This window comes from Lachnoclostridium phytofermentans (assembly GCF_000733755.1).
GTDB classification, from domain to species: domain Bacteria; phylum Bacillota; class Clostridia; order Lachnospirales; family Lachnospiraceae; genus Lachnoclostridium; species Lachnoclostridium phytofermentans_A.
The window spans coordinates 1,635,538-1,661,031 of the sequence record NZ_JPOF01000003.1; the positions used below are offsets into that span (position 1 = coordinate 1,635,538).

The following is a 25,494-nucleotide window of genomic DNA, read 5'->3' on the forward strand; positions in this document are numbered from 1 at the left end:
TCACTTTCTTATGTGAGCATATTATATACTTAGGAACGATTATTTAATAGACGTTGCTCCATGGATAGAAAGTCCTCTTCCGAGTACTTTCTTTGTGGGAATGCATTAAAACGGTTATTTGTAGTAGGTTGTTTTGTGGCAGCAGTTTGCTTATTCGCTGCTAAAATAGCGGTTTGTTTTGCATGTGCCTCATCTAATTTAGCGATATCCGCTGCACAGGTAACCCCTTTTTTATACCAGTTTTCAAGAATTTTATCAGCATACTTAAAGTCTGGTTTTCCCGTTGCTAACATGGTACGATTGCATGCTTCCTCAATAATATTAATATCAAAACAAAATTCATGGAACCAACGGTGCATAAACTTTTTTTCGATGGTTCCTGGAGCTCTATTTAATCCAAAGGCTTTGTTAATGGCGTTGTAGTTATTGTTATAAGAAAGTGTTGCAGACTCAGCTTTTTCGACAGTGTCAATACCTTCTTCTGCCCAAGAAATCGCTACAGTTTCAATATAGCTCGCACTTCTCTTATTCTTTGATACACAGTACTCATAGAGATAAAAAATTAGTTCAGCGGAAAAACCAACGCTTTCATATAAAAATAGGATTAATTGAACGTCAGTTGGCTTTAATAAGCGCTCTAACAATCGTTCTACAGTATTCATAATCCACTTTACCTCTTCCATCTCAGTAAGTACTTTAATCTGTGCTTCGGAGTAATTTGGCTTATGAATGGTCGTTGCTTTTGGCCTATCCTGTTCTTTTGTCGCTGTTTTTATTATTGCTGTTTCCATTACCTCTTGAGTGTTAGATGGTAAATCTTCCTCAGTATTTACATTATCGTAGGAAGGTAGAGTAAAAGTTATAGCAGTAATTTGTCGATTGGCTGCTCTGGTTACGACGAGCAATTGTTCTTTTTCCCAATACCTTATTGCACGATCGATATCTTTTTCTGTCTCATCTAATTTTTCAGCTAAGTGAGAAATTGAAGTTTCTAAAGAAGGATCCTGAAAACAACGAAGCAGATAAAGGTATATTTTCACGAAGGTACCATTGGCACGTGGCATATATTCATCTAAAAATCTATTGGAAATTACAGTGATTCCTGTATCTGTGGTTGAAAAGAAAGAAATTTTACTCATAATTCGCCTCCAAGCTATATGAAACACAAACCTTCTGGGTTGAAAGTGGATTTTTTTCAACCTGACTACTCCCACTGTTATGTAATAGTGTAAACAGTACGGGGGATGGTAGGAGGTTTTACTATTGGTCTACCCTTGTTGCATGCACATTATAGCATACAAAAATTAAGAATGAAATAGGTCTTTTTGGAAGGAGGAGGGAATCTCTTAAAATGTGAATAATGTGGATAATGTGGATAAAGTAGTGGATGAATTTTAGGGAAAAATGTTAATGATTAAAAAAGTGGCTTAAATAAAGGGTTTTTACGAAATGGGTCGTTTCCTGTAGAATTTTAAGAGAAAAGAGAAAAATCCACAACCCTATCGGATAAAAAATGTTGATAAGGTTGTGGATAATGTGGATAACTATTTCTGAAGTAGAGATTCTCCAATAGATACAACGTCTCCGGCGCCCATGGTTATCAACAAGTCACCGTTGGTACAATGTTCTAATAAAAATTTTTCTATCTCTTTGAAATCTTTAAAATAGTAAGCTTCCTTCCCTATTTTAAGTAGTTCATTCTGAATATCTCTGGAAGAAATATCGCCAGGATTCTCTTCTCTTGCTGCATAGATATCCGCAAGGACTATTTTGTCGGCAAGTGCGAGGGATGTTGTAAAATCGTGAAAAAAGGATTTCGTTCTTGTGTAAGTGTGTGGTTGGAAGACACACCAAATATCTTTATGCGGGTAAGATGCCGCTGCAGTTAAAGTTGCTTTAATTTCAGAAGGGTGGTGGGCATAGTCATCAACGATGGTAATCCCGTTTAATACTCCCTTACGTTCAAAGCGACGTTCTGTTCCCTTATAAGCTAAAAGTGCTGTCTTAATAGCAGACATAGAACCACCAAGGGTATCTACAAGAGAGATCGCTGCCAAAGAGTTTAATACATTGTGGTCACCAATGACACCTAGGCGAATGCGGTCAACAAACTTACCGTATTTATACAAATCATAGCTACGAAGACCAAAATCGTCACTGCTAACATTGCAGGCAGCATAATCATAGCGATTGATATTTTCGCATCGTTCTTCCTCTGAGGAAAACATACCATAAGTGATAACATGACAAGAGAGGTCTTTTGTCAGTTCTTCATAACGGTCGATTCCGCCCCAGATGACTAGATTTCCATAATCAGGGAGTTTCTTTGCAAAAGTATGAAAAGAATTTCTAATGTCCTCAATATCTTTAAAGTAGTCTAAATGTTCTTCTTCTATATTTAAAATGATTGCATGGGAAGGATTAAAGCTTAAGAAACTATTTTTATATTCACAAGATTCAACAATAAAATTCTCAGAATTACCAATACGAATATTACCTTCAATATTATCAAGAATCCCTCCGACGGAGATGGTTGGATCAAAATTACTTTCTAACATCATTAAAGAAACCATAGAAGTAGTAGTTGTTTTACCATGAGTACCAGAAATACCAATGGCATTTTTATATTGTAGCATCACCTGACCCAAGAATTCGGCCCGATCTAGCATCGGTATGTTATGTTTTTGAGCAGCTAGATATTCTACGTTATCGGATTTAACAGCAGCAGTGTACACTACAAGGTTGATATCCTCAGTAATGTTGTCTGCCTTCTGACCAATATGAATTGTAATGCCTAAATGTCTTAATCGATCTACAATTTTACTGTCCTTTGAGTCAGAGCCGCTAACGATGAAGCCTTTTGTATGTAGTAGCTCTGCAAGGCCGCTCATACTAATGCCTCCGATACCGATAAAATGTACATGAATCGGTTTGGTAAAGTCAATATGATACATATAGAATGTCCTCCAGTCTTTATAAAAAGCGGAATATGATGTAACCGCTATAATACAGGAAACATTATTTCCTGATATAATACTTATGCTATAATAAGAAAACGGTGTCTTGGGTACAAGGCCTATTTTACCGTTGCATGAAGAATTTTCATACAGAAATCACAAAATAGTGTAACCACTGTATTCACTTGCTATTATAACCGATTTGAATAAAATTACAATCGTTCGCTGGAAAATAGCAAATATAGGTAGGTGCCTATAGAGAGAAATGGAATTAGAATAATATAGGTAGATAGGAATTTAAAAGAATTATTATATAATATGACAATAAGGGGCAGAATAGTACGTTATTGGACGAGGATAAATATGGTATCATTAAGTGAGATTTTAAAATGTTTCGTTAAAATGTAAAAAAATTCGCACTGATTTCGTAATAAATAGGAAAGAATGTCTACTAAATTTGTAGAAAAATAGAATTATATGATGTTTTGAACAATAATTATTATAATCCAAGAAAAAAACTAGTAAATATATTCACAACCTCGTAATAAAATGTTATAATGGAAATATAAAACAGCATGAGGTGATGGCATGATTAAAAAAGAAATGATTGCAATGCTATTAGCTGGTGGACAAGGCTCTCGTTTGGGAGTGCTCACCTCGACTATCGCAAAACCGGCAGTTACATTTGGCGGTAAGTATCGTATTATTGACTTTCCACTGAGCAATTGTATTAATTCTGGAGTGGATACGGTTGGTGTATTAACACAATATCAGCCTCTACGGCTAAATACCCATATTGGGATTGGTATACCATGGGATTTGGACCGTAACATAGGTGGAGTGTCAATTTTACCACCTTACGAGAAAAGTACAAACGCAGAATGGTATACGGGTACAGCCAATGCGATTTACCAGAATCTAAAGTACATGGAGTATTACAATCCAGAATATGTTCTTATTCTAGGTGGTGACCATATCTATAAGATGGATTATGAGGTCATGCTAGAATTCCATAAGAGTAAGAATGCTGATATCACACTTGCAACCATACCGGTTCCAATAGAAGAAGCGTCTCGATTTGGTGTAGTAATCACAGACGAAGACAAACAGATTTGTGAATTTGAAGAGAAGCCGCCAAAGCCAAGAAGTAATCTCGCTTCGATGGGAATATACATATTTACATGGGACATATTAAAAGAAGCCTTGATTAATTTATCGGAACAAAAAGGATGTGATTTCGGAAAACACATTATTCCGTATTGTCATGAACGTGGTGATCGTGTATTTGCTTATGAGTATAACGGCTATTGGAAGGATGTAGGCACCTTAACCTCATACTGGGAATCCAATATGGAGCTTATCGATCTTGTTCCTGAATTTAACCTGTACGAAGAGTTTTGGAAAATCTATACCAAAAGTGATGTAATACCGCCCCAGTTCGTCGCAGGACAAGCGGTTGTAGAGCGTTGTATTATTGGTGAAGGTACAGAAATTTATGGAGAAGTATATAATTCTGTCATCGGTGCTGGAGTTATAGTAGAAGAAGGTGCCATTATTCGGGATTCTATTATCATGAGATCAACGGTAATAGGCAAAAATACAAAAGTAAATAAAGCGATAATTGCAGAAAACTGTGTTATCGGCGCAGACTGTGAGCTTGGAGTTGGAGATGAGTTACCAAACGTTTTATATCCAAATATCTACTATGATGGATTAGTAACGATTGGGGAAGAGAGTGTTATACCAGATGGTGTAACCATTGGTAAAAATACAGCAATCTCCGGTAAAACCGAAAGAGAAGACTACAAAGAAGGTTCTCTTTTTGGTGGACAATGCTTAATTAAGGCAGGTGACATAGTATGAGAGCGATAGGAATTGTATTAGCTGGCGGAAATAGCAAAAGAATGAGAGAGCTATCAAACAAAAGAGCGATAGCGGCGATGCCGATTGCTGGAAGTTACCGTAGTATCGATTTTACTTTAAGTAATATGTCGAATTCACATGTTCAAAAGGTTGCGGTTTTAACACAGTATAATTCAAGATCTTTGAATGAACATTTAAGTTCATCAAAGTGGTGGGATTTTGGTAGAAAGCAAGGAGGGCTGTTTTTATTTACTCCAACGATAACAGCAGATAACGGGTTCTGGTATCGTGGTACAGCAGATGCTATTTATCAAAACTTAAACTTCTTAAAAAATAGTCATGAGCCTTATGTTGTAATCGCTTCTGGAGATGGAATCTATAAACTAGATTACAATAAGGTTTTGGAATACCATATTGCAAAGAAGGCGGATATTACAATAGTAACAAAGAGATTACCAAGCAATGATCTGAGTAATCGATTTGGGTGTATTATGACAGATGAGGATAACCGTATTGTTGAATTTGAGGAAAAACCTTTGATTCCGGTTTCTTCCCTTGTATCAATTGGCGTGTATGTTATTCGTAGAAGGCAGCTAATAGAGCTAATTGAGAAATCGGCATTAGAAGAGCGTCATGACTTTGTTTCAGATATCTTGATTCGGTATAAGAATCTGAAGAGGATTTATTCCTATGAGATTGACAGCTATTGGAGCAATATTGCTTGTGCCAATTCCTATTATAAGACCAATATGGATTTTTTAAATAAAGACATAAGGGACTACTTTTTTAAACAGTATCCGGATGTGTATTCTAAGATTGACGACTTACCACCAGCAAAATATAACATTGGCTCGGTTGTTAGGAATAGCTTAGTTTCAAGCGGATGTATTATAAATGGCGTGGTAGAAAATTCTGTGCTATTTAAAAAGGTTTATGTCGGAAACAACTGCACCATCAAGAACTCCATAGTTCTTAATGATGTACATATTGGTGACAATACTTACATTGAGAATTGTATTGTTGAGAGTCGTGACACGATTCGAGAGAACTCGACTCATGTCGGAGAAGAAGGAAATGTTAAGATTGTCATTGAAAAGAATGACCGATATGTATTATAGGGAGCATTTCTGGTCAACTGACAAAAGAATGAGTGCTAAAGGGGGATGCTGTATGCAGATCACGGATGTAAGAGTACGTAGGGTTAGTAAGGAAGGTAAGATGAAGGCAGTAGTTTCTATTACCTTAGACAATGAATTTGTAGTACATGATATTAAGGTAATTGAAGGAGAGAAGGGTCTCTTTATCGCAATGCCAAGTCGTAAAGCCGGTGATGGGGAGTATCGGGATATTGCACATCCGATCAACTCTACCACAAGAGATAAGATTCAGAGTATTATTCTTGAAAAATATGAACTCGCTGCCTTGGAAGGTAACGTAGAAGAGGTAGAGTAGATTAACTTAGCAAAAGTGCTAAAACAAAACTGTTTAAAAAGTAATCTAGGTCCCAAAAATACGGCTATCAAAGAAAATGATAGCTGTATTTTTTTTCATGACAAAAAAAGTCTGTAAAGCGTGTTTTTTCTTGTTTACTTAGTAATAATGAACTCCAAACATAGGAAAAAATGAAAAAAATTTGGGAATTAAAACTTATTGAAACTTTTTCAAGAATGGAGTAATCTATATATAAGAAAAGTTATTTAACGTAAATTTTCATGATTAACGGATACTACCATGATGAGATAAAAATATACATGAAAATTTACTAAAGTTCTCTCTGAGAAGGCATGCAAATGAGGTGAGTAATTACCCCATGAGGGTTACTATAGTGTGTCTTATGTCTATAGCAAAATACGAAAGATTAACACCACGCATAAGTTGGCGTGAAAGATTCCCCAAGTAATTATGTAAGTAGTAACGAAACAGATACGAAGTGAATAAAGTAATGTAGGTAGTAGATCCCTATGATATAAAATACGCTTGCCATGATAGACATTAAAAACATGGTGGATTTACCAATGTTCTAATAAACAAAGACATATCCTTTTGACGCTTACAAACCCTAAGGAGCCATATCTTAGGTGATGATGTTACAGTAATTGACATAAGAGTGGAGGAAGCAATTGACAACTGTTAACCATTGATTAGGAAGGAAAGAATTGTGAGACGTCGTAAAAGAAGAAACAAAAAATTATTGTATGCATTACAAATATCTTGGATTGTACTTGCGATTACAGCAACGATTGTAATGATAACACAAAGCAGTAAGTGGTTTGGCAATGGAGATGACGCAGATAGTACAATAGTGAATGCGGAAGGTACCATTGATAATGAGAATAAAGGTGACCCAAATGGATCTTTGGATGAAGATTCCGGAAATATACATACCGGTACACCAACAATAGAAGCCACGATTACCCCGACAATTCCTCCTGAGGGAAGCGGTGATCAAGTAGGAGATGGCGATCATGGGCAGATCGGTACTCCAAGCATTACCCCTGGTGTGGAAGAAAATGATGGATCTAATAATCAAGGAGAGAATTCATCTTCAGGAGACACGACAACGCCAGGAGAAAACGGTGGTTCTAGTGCATCTTCTGGTAACTCAGATCGCGTGATTGATCCAGAAAAGCCAATGGTCGCATTAACGTTTGATGATGGACCGTATCCACCAGTGACAAAAAAAATCTTAGAAACATTAGAGAAATACGATGCGAGAGCTACCTTCTTTGTGATGGGAAATCGTATTGATTTATATAGTGAGACCGCGAAGTTGGTATTTGATGCAGGAAATCAAATAGGAAATCATTCTTACAGCCATAAAGACTTAACAAAACTTGATAAAAAAGGAATTGAGCACGAAGTCGATTATTCCAATGAATTAATTAATGAGGTAGCAGAGGTAGGAGATGCTTTCCTTCGCCCTCCCTATGGTGCTAAAAATGATAAAGTATCAGAATATGTCAAAGTACCTATGATTGGATGGTGTGTTGATACCTTAGACTGGAAATCAAGGGATAAGAATGCAGTTTTTGAAGAGGTTAAGAAAAGTGTAAGTGACGGTGCTATTATTCTAATGCATGATTTGTATCCATCGACAGCAGATGCGATTGAATTAGTAGTTCCATGGTTGATTGAACAGGGATATCAGGTAGTTACTGTTGAGGAAATGTTTGAAGCCAAAGGAATCGAGTTAGAAGCTGGGAAAATATATCATAGCGCAAAACAATAATTTATTATATTAAAAAAAATGACAGGATAAAACAAGGATAAGTCATAGATTAGGTGGAGCCCATTTGCTTTTACTAAATCTTTAGGCTTATCTTTGTTTTTCTATTGGAAAGATCAAAAAGATTTTGTTGTAATAAGATTTCGAGTAAATTATAATAATAGAAGTGAGCAAATAAAAAGAAATAAGAATATAAAAGTTAACAAGTTAAGAAACCGCAGGTATTCCTTACCCACAAAACCCTAGGGAAAGGATATGTGCGGTATACTGTGTTTCAATTAAATTTTACTACACAAGAATGTAAAAAACCAATCTTCTTTGATTCGGTATGAGGGTTTGATATAAAATGGTGTATTACATTAGAGGGTGAAGTTGTACCTATGTTCAAACCTTTTTAGAAAATAAATAGCTTTAAATGCGCTAAAGTAGCGTAGAAATGAGGAGAATCATGTATATAATTATTGGATTAGGAAATCCGACAAGAGAATATGAAGCAACCAGACATAACATTGGATTTGATGCAATAACACGATTAGCAGATGACTATCATATATCGCTCGATACAAAAAAGCATAAAGCCATTTGTGGAAAGGGAATGATTGGTGGAGAGAAAGTAATCTTAGCAAAACCTCAGACCTTTATGAACTTAAGTGGGGAAAGTGTAAGAGAATTAATTGATTTTTATAAAGTAACAAAGGAAGAGATTATTGTAATCTATGATGATATCAGCTTGGATGTGGGGCAGCTACGAATAAGAACCAAAGGAAGTGCTGGTGGACATAATGGTATAAAGAATATCATTGCTCATTTGGGCTCCGATGAGTTTTGTCGTATAAAAATTGGGGTTGGAGATAAGCCGAAAAATTGGGATTTAGCAGATTACGTATTAGCTCGTTTTCCAAAAGAAGAGGAGCCTGTCGTAAGAGATGCACTTGCGAAAGCCTCGAAAGCTTGTGAAACTATTATTACAGAGGGCACACAGGTAGCAATGAATTTTTATAATAAAAAAGAAACAAACGCCAAGCCTTGAAACGGCTTCTTATATAGAAGTGTGGGATATAGCTTCACACGAATGGATTGTGATATGCACGAATAAGCATGCACAAGAATGGAGGAAAGCATGAAAACATTTACTGCGCCCTTGCAGGAATATCGGGAGTTTCAAGTAATTGAGCAAAGTGTTCAAAAAAATCAATTTCCACTCTTAATCACAGGATGTATTGATTCACAGAAATGTCACCTGATACATGCGCTCTCTGAGGGGATTGTATGTAAGCTCGTGATTACTTATAACGATATAAAAGCCAAAGAAATCTATGAAGATCTAAAGCTTTATGACCGCAATGTATACTTATATCCTGCCAAGGATATTATTTTTTACAGTGCGGATATTCATGGAAATGCCATCGTCAGAGAACGTATGAAAATTCTAAAGAATCTATTAGAACGAAGACCAATGACAGTAGTGGCAACAATTGATGGTGGGATGGATAAATTATTACCACTGGAGTACCTATCCAATAAAATTATCTGTATCAGAGAAGATTCCACTATTGATATAGAGGCTCTATGTGAAAAGTTGATTCACCTTGGCTATGACCGTCAGGGACAGGTTGAAAATCCGGGCGAGTTTGCCATTCGCGGTGGTATTATAGACATCTATCCATTAACTGAGGAGGCCCCTTACCGAATAGAATTATGGGGGGATGAGGTTGACTCCATTCGTACCTTTGATGTTGGAAGCCAACGCTCTATTGAAAGAGTTAGCACGGCAGTGATCTATCCAGCTTCTGAGATTATTTTAGAGCCTGAAGCGTTAAAAAAAGGACTTCAAAGGATAAATGCAGAGCAAAAAGAGTATGTTGCTAAGTTACGAGGAGAGCAAAAGACAGAGGAAGCTTCTAGGATTCATCAGATAACCGAGGAGTTTAAGGAAAATCTTGAGTGCTTACAAGGTTCTTTAAATCTTGATAGCTATATACGTTTTTTTTATGATAAAACTTGTTCTTTCTTTGATTACTTTGCCAATGATAGTTCTATTATATTTGCAGATGAACCAAATCGCCTTGCAGAGAAGGGCGAAGCTGTATTTACCGAATTTACGGAGAGCATGGTAGGACGTATTGAAAAAGGATACATTTTACCAAGTCAGATGGATGTTATTTATGATTATAAGGAGCTATTAGCAAATCTTAGTCGTAGAAATAGTGTGTTAATTAGTACGATGAACCATAAGGTAATGCAGCTTGCTGCAAAAAAGAAAGTGGATATAACCGTTAAAAGTGTCAATCCATATAATAATAATTTTGAAATCCTAATAAAAGATTTGCAAAACTGGAAGAGAAACGGTTACCGTGTGATTTTGCTTTCTGGTTCCAGAACTAGAGCAGCAAGATTAGCACAAGACTTAAGAGATAATGAATTACCTGCTATTTATAGTGAAGATGAAGATAGACTACCAGTAAAGGGTGAAATTGTGGTTATGCACGGCAGTGTTCACCGTGGCTTTGAGTATCCGTTAATTAAGCTTGTTATCATCTCAGAAAGCGATATCTTTGGTACTGAGAAAAAGAAGAGAAAGAAAAAACCTAATTATGAAGGTAAACAGATACAAAGTTTTACTGATTTAAATATTGGTGATTATGTCGTACATGAAAATCATGGATTAGGAATTTACCGTGGTATTGAAAAAATAGAAGTTGATAAAGTAAGTAAAGATTATATAAAATTAGAGTATGGAGGCGGTGGAGTACTCTACATCTTAGCAACCGGTTTAGATGTAATACAAAAATATGCAGGTGCAGATGCTAGAAAGCCAAAACTTAATAAATTAAACTCTGTAGAGTGGAAAAATACAAAAGCAAAAGTAAAGGGAGCGGTAAAAGAAATTGCCAAAGAGCTAGTAGAACTCTATGCGACCAGACAAGCAAAAGCAGGTCATGCTTTCTGCGAAGATACGGTTTGGCAAAAGGAATTCGAAGAAATGTTTCCATATGAAGAAACGGATGATCAATTAAGAGCGATTGATGATACCAAACGAGATATGGAAAGTAAAAAAATTATGGATCGTTTAATCTGCGGGGATGTTGGCTATGGAAAGACAGAAATTGCAATCCGCGCAGCATTTAAAGCGGTATCGGATGGAAAACAGGTAGTATTTTTAGTACCAACTACGATTTTAGCGCAACAGCATTACAATACGTTTAGCCAGAGAATGATGAATTTCCCAATCAATATTGATATGTTGTGTCGTTTTAAAACACCAGCACAACAAAAGAAGACATTAGAGCGATTAAAAAAGGGACAGCTTGATATTTTAATTGGAACCCATCGCGTGTTATCAAAAGATGTACAGTATAAAAATCTGGGACTTTTAATTATTGATGAAGAGCAGCGTTTTGGCGTTACTCATAAGGAAAAAATCAAACAAATGAAAGGCGATATCGATGTTCTTACCCTTACTGCAACTCCGATTCCAAGAACTCTTCATATGAGCTTAGTTGGAATCAGAGATATGAGTGTTTTAGAAGAGCCACCGGTAGATCGTTTGCCAATCCAGACTTTTGTGTTAGAACATAATGATGAAATTATAAGAGAAGCAATTAACCGCGAATTAGCAAGAGGTGGTCAGGTGTATTATGTACACAATCGCGTCAATGGACTGGATGAGATTACAAATACAATAGCAAAGCTAGTTCCAGATGCGAATGTAGCATTTGCCCACGGACAGATGCATGAACATCAGCTGGAAAAGATTATGTTTGAGTTTATTAATGGAGAAATAGATGTTTTAGTATCAACAACGATTATAGAGACTGGTCTTGATATATCGAATGTAAATACGATGATTATTGATAATGCCGATCAGCTTGGTTTATCACAGCTATATCAGCTTCGTGGTCGTGTTGGACGTTCTAACCGTACTTCTTATGCATTCCTCATGTATAAGAGAGATAAGTTACTAAAAGAAGTCGCGGAAAAGCGCTTGCAAGCAATTAAAGAATTCACAGAGCTTGGATCAGGCTTTAAGATTGCAATGCGAGATCTTGAAATTCGTGGTGCAGGAAACCTTCTAGGAGCTCAACAAAGTGGTCATATGGAAGCAGTCGGTTATGATTTATACTGCAAGATGCTAAATGATGCAGTGAAAGGGTTAAAGGGAGAGATTAGTGAGGAGGATACCTTTGATACCAGCATTGACATGGATATGGATGCCTTTATTCCTTCGACTTATATTAGGAATGAGATGCAAAAGCTTGATATGTATAAGCGCATCGCTGGAATAGAGAATGAAGAAGAATTTATGGATATGCAAGAAGAGATGCTTGACCGCTTTGGAGACATCCCAACCTCTGTAAATAATCTTTTAAACATCGCATTGCTTAAATCAATGGCTCATCAGGTTTACGTTAGCAATCTTGTTCAAAAAGGAACGGAGATAAAGTTAACGATGTATCCAAAGGCAAAGATCAAAGTTGAGATGATACCAGAGCTTCTTCTAAAGGTAGGAAATAATTTAAAAATGACCCCAGGTGCCACTCCGTTTTTCACCTATCATATGACCAATGTGGTCAAGAATACAAAGATAGGCACGATAGACACATTAGCAGTATTTGAGAGTGCAAAATCTCTCTTATTAGAGTTTCAAGTCCTTGTATAAGAGATGAATAGATAGAGACGAAAGGGAGATACAAACTTCTTAAGCGCAATGAGCATGCGCAGGAATGGAGGATAAGATGAGAAAGATAAAAAGAATAGGCACGATAGTATTGGTGATAGCCTTAGCAACTTCACTGTGGGCATGTGGCAATAAGAAAGATAAAGATGTAACAAATCAAGATGGGGTGACTGTAGCGCCAGAGATGTCTGCAAAGGAAAAACAGGGAAAAACTGTTCTTACGGTTAACGATATTACGGTTAGCTATGAAGAAGCAGTATTATATCTTCAGTCAAGAAAAGAAGAGATTGAGGGGTTATATGGCAAGGATGTATGGAGTCTTGTGGTTGATGACGAAGGTACCACTTACGAGCAATTATTAAAAGATTCGGTATATGAAGAGATAGAATACCTGATGCTCGTTTGCTCGAAGGCAGAAGAGTTAGGGATAACATTATCGGAAGATGAGTTATTGGATGTCGATGAATATACCGCAGACTTTATTAGTAATTTTTCTCCAGAAGCATTAGAGTACTATAATGTAAACAAAGGGGTTGTGAATAAAATCTATAAAGACAATATGCTTGCTAATAAGATTTATGAAAGCCTAACATTAAATGTGGATACGGAAGTATCTGATGAGTTAGCAAGGCAAGCAGTATTTGAATATATCCTAGTTGGAAAGTATGGATATGATGCCAATGGAAATCGAATTGAGTATACAGAGGAACAGCAAAAGGAAGCAAAAGATCGTGCAGATAAGTTAAGAGAAGAAGCACTTAATGCGAATAACTTTTACGATTTTGCGAAAGCAAATTCCGACGATGAAGATGAAGTGAAAATCACAGTTGGAAAAGGTGATATGAAAGAAGAACTAGAGAAAGTAGCATTTGCCCTAGAGGAAGGGGAAATCAGTGAAGTCATTGATACGGCAGAAGGTTATTTTATTTTCCATTGTGTTTCTTTATTAGATCGTGAAGCTACAGATAGCAAAAAGGAAGACATTATCATTGAACGACAAGAAGAAGCGTTTGATGTAGAGTATAGCAAATGGGAGAAGGAAAAAGATGTTAAGCTAGACGAAGAAATCTGGAACTCCATCGATATTACAGGGGTATTAGTGCAGTAAGTGTGAAAGAACGAAGTTCTTTTACACAGAAGTTTGTGCCTGCGTAATCCTCGGCACGAACTTCCAGCCTACTAAGAGGCATGTTTTGAAGTGTGAGAAAAACTTTCACACGGGTATTAAGTAGGCATGCTTTTCTAAGCGAAAGAAAAATCTTTCAGTCAGGAAATATGTAAAGAATTAGTTCAAAATAAGGGGGTGGGAGTATGATAGAAATTAATCATTTGACCAAGATTTATAAACTAACGAAGCGCCAAATGCGACAGTTAAAAACAAAAGAAACTTTAAAATGTGCAACTGATAATGTTAGCTTAACTGCAAAACCAGGGGAGATTTATGGACTGTTAGGTCCTAATGGCGCAGGAAAGACGACAATACTCCGATGTGTAGCAACTCTATTAAAGCCAACAAAAGGTTCTATAAAGGTGAATGGCTTTGATACAGTGATGCAATCTAAGAAGGTTAGAGAATGTATTAGTTTTCTGACAAACGAGATCAAATTAGACCCACAATTCTCTGCAAAGTATATGTTTCATTTCTTTGCTAATCTTCATGGTGTGTCAGAAAGAGAATGCACAGAGCGTAGAGAAAAGTTATTCAATTACTTTGGAATTACACCTTTTCAAGATAAAAAGATTGAGGAACTATCTACAGGAATGAAACAGAAGGCGGCGATTGCGGTCTCTTTAGCACATGATCCAAAGATTGTAATTTTTGATGAGCCTACAAGTGGACTAGATATTGTGACCGCACGAAGTGTGACAGAATATTTAAAGGAGCTAAAAAAAGAAGGAAAACTTATCATTATTTCAACTCATATCATGAGTGAGGCAGAAAAACTGTGTGACAGGATTGGAATTATCATAGAAGGACGAAAGGTAATTGAAGGTACTTTATCAGAAATCCTAAAAGAGACAAAGACAAATGATTTAGAAGATGCTTTCTTTGAGCTTTATCAAACCTATAATAAGGAGGAAGCGTAAGATGAATGGTGCAAAAATTATTTTCAAGAAAGAACTTAGGCGTATTTTTCAAGATAAAAAAATGATTTTTAGCTTATTTATCCTTCCTGGAATCATTATTATCGGAATGTACTCCTTAATTGGTGTAATGATTCATCAGATGGTTGATGATATAAAAAAACATGAATCCATAGTTTATATTCAGAACATGCCGAAGGAATATGAAAGTTTCGTAAAGGCGTCAGGCTTTTTAGAAAATGCTAAGGTCACGTTTCTTACCAAAGAAATTTCTGCTAAAGATTATGAAGAAATGATATTAGAGGAGTCTATTGATTTACTTGTATCTTTTGAGGATAGTTTTCATAATACCATAGCTTCTTATGAGAAATCCGGTGATACTATTCCGAAAGTTACGCTATATTATAATACAGCTGCAAAGTACTCACAAGAAGCGGAGAGTAAGTTTCGAAGTATGATCCTTGAGCCACTACAACAACAGTTATTAACTAACCGATTAGGGAATCTTGAGATATTGCAGGTATTCCAGATTGCAGACAAGGTCATCGTGGATGAGGATAAGCAAAATGGGCAGTTTTTAGCAATGCTATTACCGTATATGATTACCTTCATGTTATTTGTCGGTGCGATGAGCCTTGGGGTAGATGCCATTACAGGTGAAAAAGAACGTGGGACAATGGCAAAACTTTTGTTAACACCAATAAAAAGAAGTGAAATAGTGTTAGGTAAATTAAGCTCTCTTGCTGTGTTATCCAGTATTTCCGCTGTTGTATATGCAATCTCCATGATAATAGCGATGCCGATGATGGCTGGAGATATCAGTTCAGAGGGAGGAGCACTTAGTGTTCGATTTGAAGTGACACAGATACTAGCATTACTTATTATTATGATAATTATGGTGTATCTATATGTCGGATTGGTTGCCCTTGTTAGTACATTCGCAAAGACAGCAAAGGAGGCAAGCTCCTACATATCGCCACTTTATATTATAATTATTGTGGCTGGTATGCTTACTATGTATCAGGGGGGATTAGAAAAGCCTCTTTATCAATATGCAATTCCGGTATACGGGAACTCACTAGCAATTCAAAATATTATGACGAATGAGCTAACGCTAGCACAATTTTGTATATCCAGCTTCTCCACTTTAGTTCTTGCAATCCTTGTAACAATTGCCATTGCAAAAGCGTTTAATAGCGAAAAGATTATGTTTAATGCTTAGGTATTGGCGTACCAGTCTATGTGCCCTTGTTTTCTTATCATATCATGCTATAATGGTAGGATAAGCAGGCAGGTATCCATAGATTTGTGGTGCCATGACAGAGAGTAGGAAAGAATTTTTAATAAATTGTATTCTTTTATCGACAAGATTTGTGCGGTGTAGCTTTTGTACTAGTCTTGAAAGCGCCCATTAATGCGCAGGAATGGAGAAAGATATGTTAGGGAAAAAAGAAACTTCGATGCCAGTGGAACAATCACAACTGCATAATCATGATGGAGGTCTTACAAAGCTACTACACAACATTCCGCAGGAACATGAATTTGGAATGGCAGCAGAAGTCTTTAGCCAGCTAAGTGATGGTACAAGACTTCGTATTCTTTGGTTATTATGTCATAGCGAAGAGTGTGTAAATGATATAGCAGCTGCAGTGCGTATGACAGCACCTGCGGTATCGCATCATTTAAAAACGTTAAGACAGACTGGAATTATAAAGAGCAGAAGAGTTGGAAAAGAGGTCTTATATACATTAGAGGATACACCGAAAGCAATTTTAATTCATAAGATGGTAGACAGTATTTTTGAAATTAATTGCGGTGTTTCAAGATAGGTTTTATAGCTACTAATTTTGATTGTGAATCATAGAAAGAGGAATCCAAGATGGAGGAACAGAGGAAGAATAAGACTGCGATCCCTAGATATCAACAGATTGCAGTAGAAATTGCATCAAGGATTGCAAGTGAAGAATACAAGGTGGGAGATAAGATATATGCTCGTTCTTCCATTGCAGGGCAGTATGGAGTGTCTCCGGAAACTGCCAGAAGAGCTATCTGCGTTTTGTGCGATTTGGAAATTGTATCATCTGAAAAAGGGAGTGGTGTTACAATTAAATCAACAGAAAATGCGATAAAGTTTATTAAGCAGTATAGTAAACGCCAAACGATTGATACAATCAAGGATAATATTCATCAAAGCATTGCAAGACAAAGAAATGAGATGGAAGTTATGAATCAACATTTGACGGAACTTATTTCTGCTTCCGAACATTTTCGCTCATTAAATCCATTTATGCCATTTGAAATATTAATTACAAAAAACTGTATCTATCTTGGCAAAACCGTAGCAGATTTACAATTTTGGCAACATACTGGCGCAACCGTGATTGCGATACGCCGAGGGGATGCTACCATGATTTCTCCTGGCCCATATACTCATATCAAAGAACATGATATTTTGTATTTTATAACGCAGGACGATGCTCCAATTCGAGTTAAGAATTTTTTGTATCCATCGATAAATGAATAGTCCAGAGAAAGCACCCATTCTATAGTGGGTGCTTTTTATGTCCTTAGAAAATTGCCCTTTTATAAGGTTACTCTCTTGCGCAGTGAATATCTTATGAATCGATTTGCTGTTTTTTTCAGATACTATAATCTCTTGATATTTTAATGACAAGAATAGAGGGAATTTTAGTTTAGAACTTATCACTTGCTTTGTAGGATGGTGAATTATTCTTGACAAAGTAACAACTTTATATTAGTATAGAGGTTGTTACTTCGAGTAAGGAGGTAAAATATTATGATTCAATTTTCTAACATATCAAAAAGTTTTAAGTCAAATAAGATACTAAAAGACGTTACTTTCACTATTGATACAGGTAATCTAGTTGCAATTATTGGGGAAAGTGGATGTGGAAAAACAACATTGTTAAAGATGATAAATCGACTGATCAAACCATCCAGTGGTTCTATTCAGATTGATGGAAAGGATATCCTGTCGCTAGATGAAGTAGCCTTACGAAGAAAGATTGGTTATGTAATCCAGCAAACAGGTTTGTTTCCTCATATGACAATTAGAGAAAATATAGAAATTATACCAAAGATCCTAAAAGCAGATTCCGAACGTATTAAGGAAAATACCAAGAAATTAATGCACATGGTAGGACTTGATTATGAGGATTTTATTAACCGTTACCCAACAGAATTAAGTGGAGGACAGCAACAAAGAGTTGGTGTTGCTAGGGCCTTTGCCAATAATCCTGACGTTATTTTAATGGATGAACCATTTTCTGCTCTTGATCCGATGACAAGGTCCGATCTACAAGATGAATTAGTAGAACTGCAGTCAAAGTTAAAAAAGACAATAGTTTTTGTCACTCATGATATGGATGAAGCGATAAAGATAGCGGATAAGATATGTATCATGAGGGAAGGTTGTGTGCTCCAATATGATACACCAGAGAATATCTTAAAAAATCCGGTTGATGATTATGTATCGAACTTCGTAGGTAAAAATCGAATCTGGTCATCCCCAGAATTTATTAAAGTTCATGACATTATGATGAATAAACCAGTCACAGCGACAAAAGATCTCTCAGTTTTAAAATGCATTGATAAAATGCGTCAACATAAAGTTGATAGCCTTCTAATTATTAATCCAGAAAATCGCCACTTACAAGGTATTGTGAAAGCCAGCCAGTTAAGAAGTGTTGGGGATAGGGCAAAACCTGCAGAAAATTTCATGGACACTGAGTTCCCAACATTAAATCCCGATCATACCTTAGTAGATGCATTAAAATTAGTGACAGAACAGAAAATCTCAACCATTCCAGTAATTAATGAAGATAGATGTTTGGTTGGGTTAGTCACCCGTAGCAATCTAGTTACCACACTAAGTCAGCAGTACTATAATGAGGATGAGGAGGTGGAGGTATGAATTTCATAGATTATATAGCAAATAATTACGAACAGATTATAGGGCTTTTATTAGAGCACATTAAACTTACCGCAGTATCTGTAGGGTTTGCCATATTAATAGGTGTGCCATTAGGAATCTTAATAGCATATGCGAAAAGAGCGAGTAAACCTATCTTAATGGTAGCCAATATAATTCAAGCAATTCCTAGTATGGCACTGTTAGGATTTATGATTCCATTCTTAGGAATAGGTATGATTCCAGCGGTAGTAGCCGTTATCTTGTATTCATTACTACCGATAATTAAGAATACTTATACCGGAATCGATAATATTAATCCACAGACCCTAGAAGCTGCAAAAGGGATTGGATTAACTCCATTTCAGGTATTAACCAAGGTTCAGATACCACTTGCATTACCAGTGATTATGGCAGGTGTAAGAATTGCTGCTGTAACTGCGGTTGGATTAATGACTATGGCTGCTTTTATCGGCGCCGGCGGGTTAGGATATCTGGTATTTTCCGGAATTAGAACAGTTAATAATAATCAGATTTTAGCTGGAGCTATACCAGCGTGTCTACTTGCCTTATTTGTAGATTTCTTAATTGGTCTTGTGGAGAAGCTTGTAACACCTATTAGTTTACAAAAAGGTGAAAATAGTGCAAAGAAGAGAAAACGTGGAGTACAAAAAGGAATACTTGCAGGTGCACTAGTTGTTATCATAGCCATTTTTGCGTTCACTACAAAAGGCACGAATGCAAATAATCAGAAGGTAATTACGATTGGTTCTAAAGATTATACAGAACAGGCGATTCTCAGTAATCTTGTTGCAGATATTATTGAAAGTAATACCGATATTGTAGTGGATAGGAAGTTAGACCTTGGTGGAACGCAAGTATGTTTTGCTGCATTGAATAAAGGTGAGATCGATATGTATGTAGAATATAGTGGAACGGCATACACAAGTACGCTAGGACATACAGAAAAGAAAGATAAGGATCAAGTATTTGATATAGTAAAGGAAGAATTTAAATCAAAGTACGATATTGATGTTCTAAAACAGATGAGTTTTAATAATACTTATGCATTAGCAGTAACGAAGGACACTGCAGAGAAGTATCAGCTAGAGAAAGTAAGTGATCTAGCGAAAGTAGCTCCGACAATGAAATCAGGTACAACATTTGAATTTTTAAACAGGGAAGATGGATTGCCTGGTTTACAAAAGGAGTATGGATTTACAATCGGAGAAACCATTGCAATGGATGGGGCTCCGAGATACACCGCACTTGTAAATAAAGATGTTGATATAGTTGATGCGTTTACTACAGACGGATTATTGAAAAAATTCGGATTAACTGTTTTAGAAGATGATAAAGCATTTTTCCCACCTTATTATGCTATGCCAATCGTTCGTTCGGAGAGCTTAGCACAATATCCGGAAATTATACCACTCTTAGAGGAACTTGGAGAGGTATTGACAAATGACATAATGCTTGAATTAAATTATCAAGTGGATGAACTGCAAAAAAGTCCTGAAGCTGTAGCAAAGGAATTTTTGCAAAATCAGAATTTAATCCCTTAAGTAATATAAGTAAAAAAAGTAAGATAATCTATAATTGGCGGATAAGCTTTTTATAGATTATCTTTTTTTACTTTAAGTCTCATTTTCTTATTGACAGCATATGATATTGTGATATAATAAAGTCAACGATTAAATGATTGTTTAATTGTTCAATTGTTCAATTATAGAATTATTTATTTACAGGGTTAAGAAAAGCATACTCACAACGAGTGCTGGTAATTGAATTAATAAATGAAAGAAGAGGAGAATAGTATGAAGAAAGTAGTAAAATTAGAAAATTTAGATTGTGCAAATTGTGCAGCTAAGATGGAAGATGGAGTATCAAAGATTTCAGGTGTTGAGAAGGTAACAGTAAGCTTTCTTATGCAGAAGATGACAATCATTGCACCAGAGGAGCAGATGGAAGACATTTTAAAACAGGCAGAGAAAGTAATTCATAAAGTAGAGCCAGATGTTGTATTAAAATTATAATGTTTCGTTTAAGATACTTTGATTTTGAAATAATATAACTAACATAGATAAAAATAAAAGTAACATAGAAAAGGTGGGAGGTGGCTTCAGTGAATAAGCATAAAAAGAATTTAATTCGAATTATCATAAGTGCTGCAATATTCTTATTGGCAATTCTTTTACCATTGCCTAATATTGTAACCTTACTATTATACATTGCTGCTTATTTAATTATTGGCTATGATGTTCTATGGAATGCGTTTCGTAACGTTATCCGGGGGCATGTATTGGATGAGAACTTTCTTATGTCAATCGCAACCATAGGTGCATTTGCTATAGCAAAATATGATGAGAGTATTTTTGTTATGCTATTTTATCAGGTAGGAGAACTCTTTCAGTCTTATGCAGTTGCTCAATCTCGTAAGTCTATTACAGCGTTAATGGATATACGACCAGATTATGCGAACGTAATAAAAGATGGGGAAGTGAAGGTAGTAGATCCAGAAGAGGTCATGCCAGGAGATCGAATCTTAATTAAACCTGGTGAAAAGATTCCACTAGATGGTAAGATTGTGGTTGGCCAGACCTCCATTAATACGAGTGCCCTTACTGGTGAGTCACTTCCTAGAGAATCTTTAGTAGGAGATGAAGTAATTAGTGGATGTATTAATTTGAATGGTACAATCGAGGTAGAAGTAACAAAAGAATTCGAAGAATCTACGGTTTCTAAAATTCTAGAACTTGTAGAAAGTGCTAGTGATCGTAAGGCAAAAAGCGAAGCGTTTATTACGAAATTTGCGAAGTATTATACTCCTTCCGTAGTTATCTTTGCAGCTTTATTAGCAGTAATACCGCCAATATTTGTACCAGGTGCTTTATTTTCCGATTGGTTATATCGTGCTCTTATTTTCTTAGTTGTGTCCTGTCCATGCGCTCTTGTAATTTCAATTCCGCTTGGATTCTTTGGAGGCATTGGTGGTGCTTCTAAGAAGGGTATCTTAATCAAAGGTAGTAATTATCTAGAGTCGTTATCGAAAGTCACAGCAATCGCATTTGATAAGACTGGTACCTTAACAAAGGGTAACTTTGTTGTCCACGATATTGTAACGAATTCTGTAACAAAAGAGAATTTATTAGAAGTAGCTGCGCTTGCTGAAAGCCATTCAAGTCATCCAATTGCAGCATCGATACGAGCTGCATTTGGAAAAGAGCTTTCTATGGACCGCATCCGCGAAGTACAAGAAATCGCCGGTTTTGGTATTTCTGCAATAGTAGATGGACAGCAGGTTTATGCAGGAAATGCTAAGTTGATGGCAGAACAAAAAATTGAAATAAAGCAGCTATCAAAAGTAAAACCAATAGGTACTACGATTCATGTTGCTATCGATGGTAATTATGCAGGATATCTCGAAATACGTGACGAAATAAAACCAACGAGTAAGGCTGCAATAAAAGATTTAAGAAACAGTGGAGTGAACTCCCTTGTAATGTTAACAGGAGATGCAAAAGTTGTTGGTGAGGCAATTGCAAGTGAGTTATCCCTAGATCATGCATATACGGAATTACTTCCAGCAGATAAGGTAGAGAAATTTGAAGAGATGTTAGCAAAACGTGGTGAGAAAGACCAGCTTGCATTTGTTGGTGATGGCATTAATGATGCACCTGTTCTTGCCAGAGCAGATGTAGGAATTGCAATGGGTGGTCTTGGTTCGGATGCAGCTATTGAGGCAGCAGATGTTGTTATCATGGATGATGATCCACAGAAGTTGGCAACTGCAATAAGAATTGCACGTAAAACGATTCGAATTGTAAAACAGAACATTATCTTTGCACTTGGCGTGAAAGGCATTATCTTAATCCTTGGAGCGATTGGATTGTCTAATATGTGGGAAGCTGTGTTTGCAGACGTTGGTGTTTCTGTGATTGCGATATTAAATTCTATTAGAGCGTTGAAAGATTAGTATTTTCGTTTAGATGAGACTTTATTTTATTATGTATAATGATATAGTCAGATTTATTTTTCTAAATTATTCTGTTTAAGTAAGAACCCTAGATTATTTGTATAGGATACAAATGATCTAGGGTTTTAGTATTTGATTTCTTAAGAATACAACTGGTTAATTTAGGTTATTTGCAGTATAATAAATTTAAGATAAACCTCAGAATATAGCGATGTATTAAATTCTTAATTTTAGTTTCATTAAGGGTAAAACAGGAGAGAAATTTTAGATGAGTAGAAGTGAAAAGGCAATATTTACGAATATGTGTATGATTACATATGAGGATAAAATACTAGTTCAGGACCGTAAGAATAAAGATTGGCCAGGGATAACATTCCCTGGAGGACATGTAGAAGAAAAGGAATCCTTTGTAAAGTCTGTTATTCGAGAGGTCAAAGAAGAGACAGGACTTAGTATTAAGAATCCTATTCTTTGTGGGATAAAACAATTCCAAACAAAGGAAGAAGAACGATATATCGTTCTATTCTATAAAGCAAGTCAGTTTGAGGGTGAATTAAGATCCTCGGAAGAAGGAGAAGTTTTCTTTATCTCTCGTGCTGATCTAACTAATTATGTTCTGGCAGAGGATTTTGAACAGATGATAGAGGTGTTTGAGTCAGAGGATTTGAGTGAGTGTTATTATCATAAATCTGGGGGTGAGTGGAAGCTAGGGTTACTATAGGTGAAACGTGGTATTTGAAGTTATATCTATAAAATTATACATGCTTTCATTATCGAGGGATGGTGCTAAAGCAGTTTTTTTGAGAACAATGTGTAGATAGGAGTATAATAACTATGGAGAATTTAAGAACAAGTGATTCGAATATAATAACCAGGGATTACTTTGACTCATTGTTAATTGAAATGAGACATATCGACTCAATAATACCATCAACAACACTAGAGCTTTATGGAGAAAGATTTGACACCCCTATCATGATGGCAGCTTTGTCACACCTAAATAAGGTAAGAGAAAATGGTATGGTGGAAATGGCAAAAGGAGCTTTCCTTGCAAATGCTGTGAATTGGGCTGGTATGGGAGAGGAAGAGGAATTAGAGGAAATTACTTCAACTGGAGCCAAAATAATTAAAATTATAAAACCTTATGCGGATAATCAAATCATTTTTAAGAAGATAGAACATGCAAAAAAATGTGGGGTGCTGGCAGTTGGAATTGACGTAGATCATGCTTTTTCCGGTAATGGAAAATATGATAATGTGTTAGGCCATCCGATGACTTCAAAATCTTTGGATGAAATCAAAGAGTTTGTAAAATCAACGAATTTGCCATTCATCATAAAAGGTGTGCTTAGTGAGCAAGATACGATAAAATGCCTGGAAGCAGGAGTTAGAGGGATAGTAGTTTCACACCACCATGGAATTATGAATTATGCGGTGCCACCACTAAGAATTCTTCCTAAAATAGCTTCTATTGTAAATAAACATATTCCTATTTTTGTGGATTGTGGTGTTGTTAGTGGAATGGATGTCTTCAAAGCATTGGCACTAGGAGCAAGTGCAGTATCTGCAGGTAGAATAATCATGGACCCGCTATCAAGAGAAGGTGCAAATGGGGTAAAGGAAACGATAGTAAAAATGACTGAGGAACTGGCAGGTGTTATGGCACGTACATGCTCTCCTGATATTAATCATATTGATTCCTCCGTTATTTGGAATAGAGATTAACATAAAAAGTTGATTTATTGTTTGGATTGGTGTTTATATGAAAGGAAGGAGAATTATTATGAGAATTGGTGGTGGAATAGAAAAACCATATTCTAATCCCCAAGAATGGTATCAGTTGGTGAATGAGCTTGGTTACCGGGCTGTGCTTTCACCGATTGATTATAGGGCGAGTCAGGACGAAAAGAGAGATTATCTTCAATGTGTGAAAGAGCATGACTTGATTATAGGTGAAGTAGGGGCATGGAAAAATGCAATCGCATTAGATGAGTTGGAAAGAAGAGAGGCTCTTACCTATTGTAAAAACCAACTGGCTTTGGCAGAAGAACTTGGGGCGAACTGCTGTGTTAATATCTCCGGTAGCCGTGGAGAATTATGGGATGGGTGCTATAAGGAAAATTATCAAAGCGATACCTATGCACTCGTTGTGGATAGCATCCGCGAGATTATTGATGCAGTAAAACCAACGAGAACCTACTACACAATTGAACCAATGCCATGGATGGTTCCGGATTCTCCAGAGGAATATTTAAAGTTAATCCAGGATGTAGACCGCAGTGCATTTGGAGTACATCTTGATTTTGTTAACATGATAAACTGTCCAAAGCGCTATACATACCATGAGGAATTTATCAAAGAGTGTTTTGAAAAGTTAGGACCGATGATTAAGAGCATTCATGGAAAAGATGTATGGATGGAAAATAAATTTACAACACTGATTCATGAAACTATGCCAGGAAAAGGAATACTTAATTATCAATTGATTACGCGTTTATGTGAACGATTAGGAACGGACACAACACTATTTGTTGAACATTTGCCGGATTTTGAAAGTTATAAAAAGGCTGCAGAATATGTGAGGAAACAAGCGATGCTTGCAGGGGTATCTCTACCATAAAGTATGAAATAGATGACATAGAAAGAAAAAAACACTTCAAACATTCAAAATAAATAACTTAACAAGAGGGCTATGATTGATATCATAATTCATATTCAAAAAAAGAAGACATGGTAAACTTACCAGTGTCTTCTTTTTTGAACTTCATGTTAAAAAAT

General features: G+C 36.1%; 20 protein-coding genes. 18 read left to right on the top strand and 2 right to left on the bottom strand.

Going from position 1 to position 25,494, the window contains the following annotated elements:
• Positions 1–29: 29 nt before the first annotated feature.
• Both CC92_RS0112525 and murC read right to left on the bottom strand, forming a co-directional pair.
• Positions 30–1,139: a DnaD domain protein gene (locus CC92_RS0112525; protein ID WP_029502566.1), complete on the bottom strand. Its 1,110-nt coding sequence runs from the start codon at positions 1,137–1,139 to the stop codon at positions 30–32.
• Between the two features lie 405 nt (positions 1,140–1,544).
• On the bottom strand, positions 1,545–2,954 hold the full coding sequence (murC, locus tag CC92_RS0112530) for a UDP-N-acetylmuramate--L-alanine ligase (protein ID WP_029502565.1): 1,410 nt from the start codon (positions 2,952–2,954) through the stop codon (positions 1,545–1,547).
• A gap of 591 nt (positions 2,955–3,545) precedes the next feature.
• Here murC and CC92_RS0112535 point away from each other — a divergent pair.
• The 18 genes from CC92_RS0112535 (at position 3,546) to CC92_RS0112620 (ending at position 25,336) form a co-directional block, all read left to right on the top strand.
• A complete protein-coding gene (locus CC92_RS0112535; protein ID WP_029502564.1) occupies positions 3,546–4,820 on the top strand; it encodes a glucose-1-phosphate adenylyltransferase in 1,275 nt (424 codons plus the stop codon).
• Complete coding sequence (gene glgD / locus CC92_RS0112540) at positions 4,817–5,938, top strand: glucose-1-phosphate adenylyltransferase subunit GlgD (protein ID WP_029502563.1); 1,122 nt, start codon at positions 4,817–4,819, stop codon at positions 5,936–5,938. Before CC92_RS0112535 ends, glgD begins: the two co-directional genes overlap by 4 nt.
• A gap of 52 nt (positions 5,939–5,990) precedes the next feature.
• Positions 5,991–6,272: a septation regulator SpoVG gene (gene spoVG / locus CC92_RS0112545; protein WP_029502562.1), complete on the top strand. Its 282-nt coding sequence runs from the start codon at positions 5,991–5,993 to the stop codon at positions 6,270–6,272.
• 706 nt (positions 6,273–6,978) lie between these two features.
• Positions 6,979–8,049, top strand: coding sequence for a polysaccharide deacetylase family protein (locus tag CC92_RS21695; protein ID WP_051650680.1), 1,071 nt, complete (start codon positions 6,979–6,981; stop codon positions 8,047–8,049).
• Positions 8,050–8,494: 445 nt separating this feature from the next.
• Positions 8,495–9,076, top strand: coding sequence for an aminoacyl-tRNA hydrolase (gene pth / locus CC92_RS0112555; RefSeq protein WP_029502560.1), 582 nt, complete (start codon positions 8,495–8,497; stop codon positions 9,074–9,076).
• A gap of 90 nt (positions 9,077–9,166) precedes the next feature.
• Positions 9,167–12,706 (top strand): transcription-repair coupling factor, encoded by a 3,540-nt coding sequence (gene mfd / locus CC92_RS0112560; RefSeq protein ID WP_029502559.1) that lies wholly within the window; start codon positions 9,167–9,169, stop codon positions 12,704–12,706.
• A gap of 76 nt (positions 12,707–12,782) precedes the next feature.
• Complete coding sequence (locus CC92_RS0112565) at positions 12,783–13,832, top strand: peptidylprolyl isomerase (RefSeq protein WP_029502558.1); 1,050 nt, start codon at positions 12,783–12,785, stop codon at positions 13,830–13,832.
• A 203-nt stretch (positions 13,833–14,035) separates the two neighbouring features.
• Complete coding sequence (locus CC92_RS0112570) at positions 14,036–14,812, top strand: ABC transporter ATP-binding protein (RefSeq protein ID WP_029502557.1); 777 nt, start codon at positions 14,036–14,038, stop codon at positions 14,810–14,812.
• 1 nt (position 14,813) lies between these two features.
• A complete protein-coding gene (locus CC92_RS0112575; RefSeq protein ID WP_029502556.1) occupies positions 14,814–16,031 on the top strand; it encodes an ABC transporter permease in 1,218 nt (405 codons plus the stop codon).
• 214 nt (positions 16,032–16,245) lie between these two features.
• A complete protein-coding gene (locus CC92_RS0112580) occupies positions 16,246–16,638 on the top strand; it encodes an ArsR/SmtB family transcription factor (protein ID WP_242841335.1) in 393 nt (130 codons plus the stop codon).
• Between the two features lie 50 nt (positions 16,639–16,688).
• Complete coding sequence (locus CC92_RS0112585) at positions 16,689–17,333, top strand: TrkA C-terminal domain-containing protein (RefSeq protein WP_029502554.1); 645 nt, start codon at positions 16,689–16,691, stop codon at positions 17,331–17,333.
• A 273-nt stretch (positions 17,334–17,606) separates the two neighbouring features.
• On the top strand, positions 17,607–18,743 hold the full coding sequence (locus CC92_RS0112590) for an ABC transporter ATP-binding protein (RefSeq protein ID WP_029502553.1): 1,137 nt from the start codon (positions 17,607–17,609) through the stop codon (positions 18,741–18,743).
• A complete protein-coding gene (locus tag CC92_RS0112595) occupies positions 18,740–20,305 on the top strand; it encodes a glycine betaine ABC transporter substrate-binding protein (RefSeq protein ID WP_029502552.1) in 1,566 nt (521 codons plus the stop codon). Before CC92_RS0112590 ends, CC92_RS0112595 begins: the two co-directional genes overlap by 4 nt.
• Before the next feature lie 252 nt (positions 20,306–20,557).
• Positions 20,558–20,776: a cation transporter gene (locus tag CC92_RS0112600; RefSeq protein WP_029502551.1), complete on the top strand. Its 219-nt coding sequence runs from the start codon at positions 20,558–20,560 to the stop codon at positions 20,774–20,776.
• A gap of 89 nt (positions 20,777–20,865) precedes the next feature.
• The gene (locus CC92_RS0112605) at positions 20,866–22,716 is read left to right on the top strand and encodes a heavy metal translocating P-type ATPase (RefSeq protein ID WP_029502550.1); all 1,851 of its coding nucleotides are present in this window, start codon (positions 20,866–20,868) and stop codon (positions 22,714–22,716) included.
• A gap of 268 nt (positions 22,717–22,984) precedes the next feature.
• Positions 22,985–23,437, top strand: a complete 453-nt coding sequence (locus tag CC92_RS0112610) for an 8-oxo-dGTP diphosphatase (RefSeq protein WP_029502549.1) — start codon at positions 22,985–22,987, stop codon at positions 23,435–23,437.
• 113 nt (positions 23,438–23,550) lie between these two features.
• Positions 23,551–24,441: an alpha-hydroxy acid oxidase gene (locus CC92_RS0112615; RefSeq protein ID WP_029502548.1), complete on the top strand. Its 891-nt coding sequence runs from the start codon at positions 23,551–23,553 to the stop codon at positions 24,439–24,441.
• Positions 24,442–24,499: 58 nt separating this feature from the next.
• On the top strand, positions 24,500–25,336 hold the full coding sequence (locus CC92_RS0112620; RefSeq protein ID WP_029502547.1) for a sugar phosphate isomerase/epimerase family protein: 837 nt from the start codon (positions 24,500–24,502) through the stop codon (positions 25,334–25,336).
• The last annotated feature ends 158 nt before the right edge of the window (positions 25,337–25,494 follow it).

Coding starts and splice junctions, on each gene's coding strand:
- CC92_RS0112525 (WP_029502566.1), bottom strand. CDS start 1,139: ATGAGTAAAATTTCTTTCTTTTCAACCACAGATACAGGAATCACTGTA.
- murC (WP_029502565.1), bottom strand. CDS start 2,954: ATGTATCATATTGACTTTACCAAACCGATTCATGTACATTTTATCGGT.
- CC92_RS0112535 (WP_029502564.1), top strand. CDS start 3,546: ATGATTAAAAAAGAAATGATTGCAATGCTATTAGCTGGTGGACAAGGC.
- glgD (WP_029502563.1), top strand. CDS start 4,817: ATGAGAGCGATAGGAATTGTATTAGCTGGCGGAAATAGCAAAAGAATG.
- spoVG (WP_029502562.1), top strand. CDS start 5,991: ATGCAGATCACGGATGTAAGAGTACGTAGGGTTAGTAAGGAAGGTAAG.
- pth (WP_029502560.1), top strand. CDS start 8,495: ATGTATATAATTATTGGATTAGGAAATCCGACAAGAGAATATGAAGCA.
- mfd (WP_029502559.1), top strand. CDS start 9,167: ATGAAAACATTTACTGCGCCCTTGCAGGAATATCGGGAGTTTCAAGTA.
- CC92_RS0112565 (WP_029502558.1), top strand. CDS start 12,783: ATGAGAAAGATAAAAAGAATAGGCACGATAGTATTGGTGATAGCCTTA.
- CC92_RS0112570 (WP_029502557.1), top strand. CDS start 14,036: ATGATAGAAATTAATCATTTGACCAAGATTTATAAACTAACGAAGCGC.
- CC92_RS0112575 (WP_029502556.1), top strand. CDS start 14,814: ATGAATGGTGCAAAAATTATTTTCAAGAAAGAACTTAGGCGTATTTTT.
- CC92_RS0112580 (WP_242841335.1), top strand. CDS start 16,246: ATGTTAGGGAAAAAAGAAACTTCGATGCCAGTGGAACAATCACAACTG.
- CC92_RS0112585 (WP_029502554.1), top strand. CDS start 16,689: ATGGAGGAACAGAGGAAGAATAAGACTGCGATCCCTAGATATCAACAG.
- CC92_RS0112590 (WP_029502553.1), top strand. CDS start 17,607: ATGATTCAATTTTCTAACATATCAAAAAGTTTTAAGTCAAATAAGATA.
- CC92_RS0112595 (WP_029502552.1), top strand. CDS start 18,740: ATGAATTTCATAGATTATATAGCAAATAATTACGAACAGATTATAGGG.
- CC92_RS0112600 (WP_029502551.1), top strand. CDS start 20,558: ATGAAGAAAGTAGTAAAATTAGAAAATTTAGATTGTGCAAATTGTGCA.
- CC92_RS0112610 (WP_029502549.1), top strand. CDS start 22,985: ATGAGTAGAAGTGAAAAGGCAATATTTACGAATATGTGTATGATTACA.
- CC92_RS0112615 (WP_029502548.1), top strand. CDS start 23,551: ATGGAGAATTTAAGAACAAGTGATTCGAATATAATAACCAGGGATTAC.
- CC92_RS0112620 (WP_029502547.1), top strand. CDS start 24,500: ATGAGAATTGGTGGTGGAATAGAAAAACCATATTCTAATCCCCAAGAA.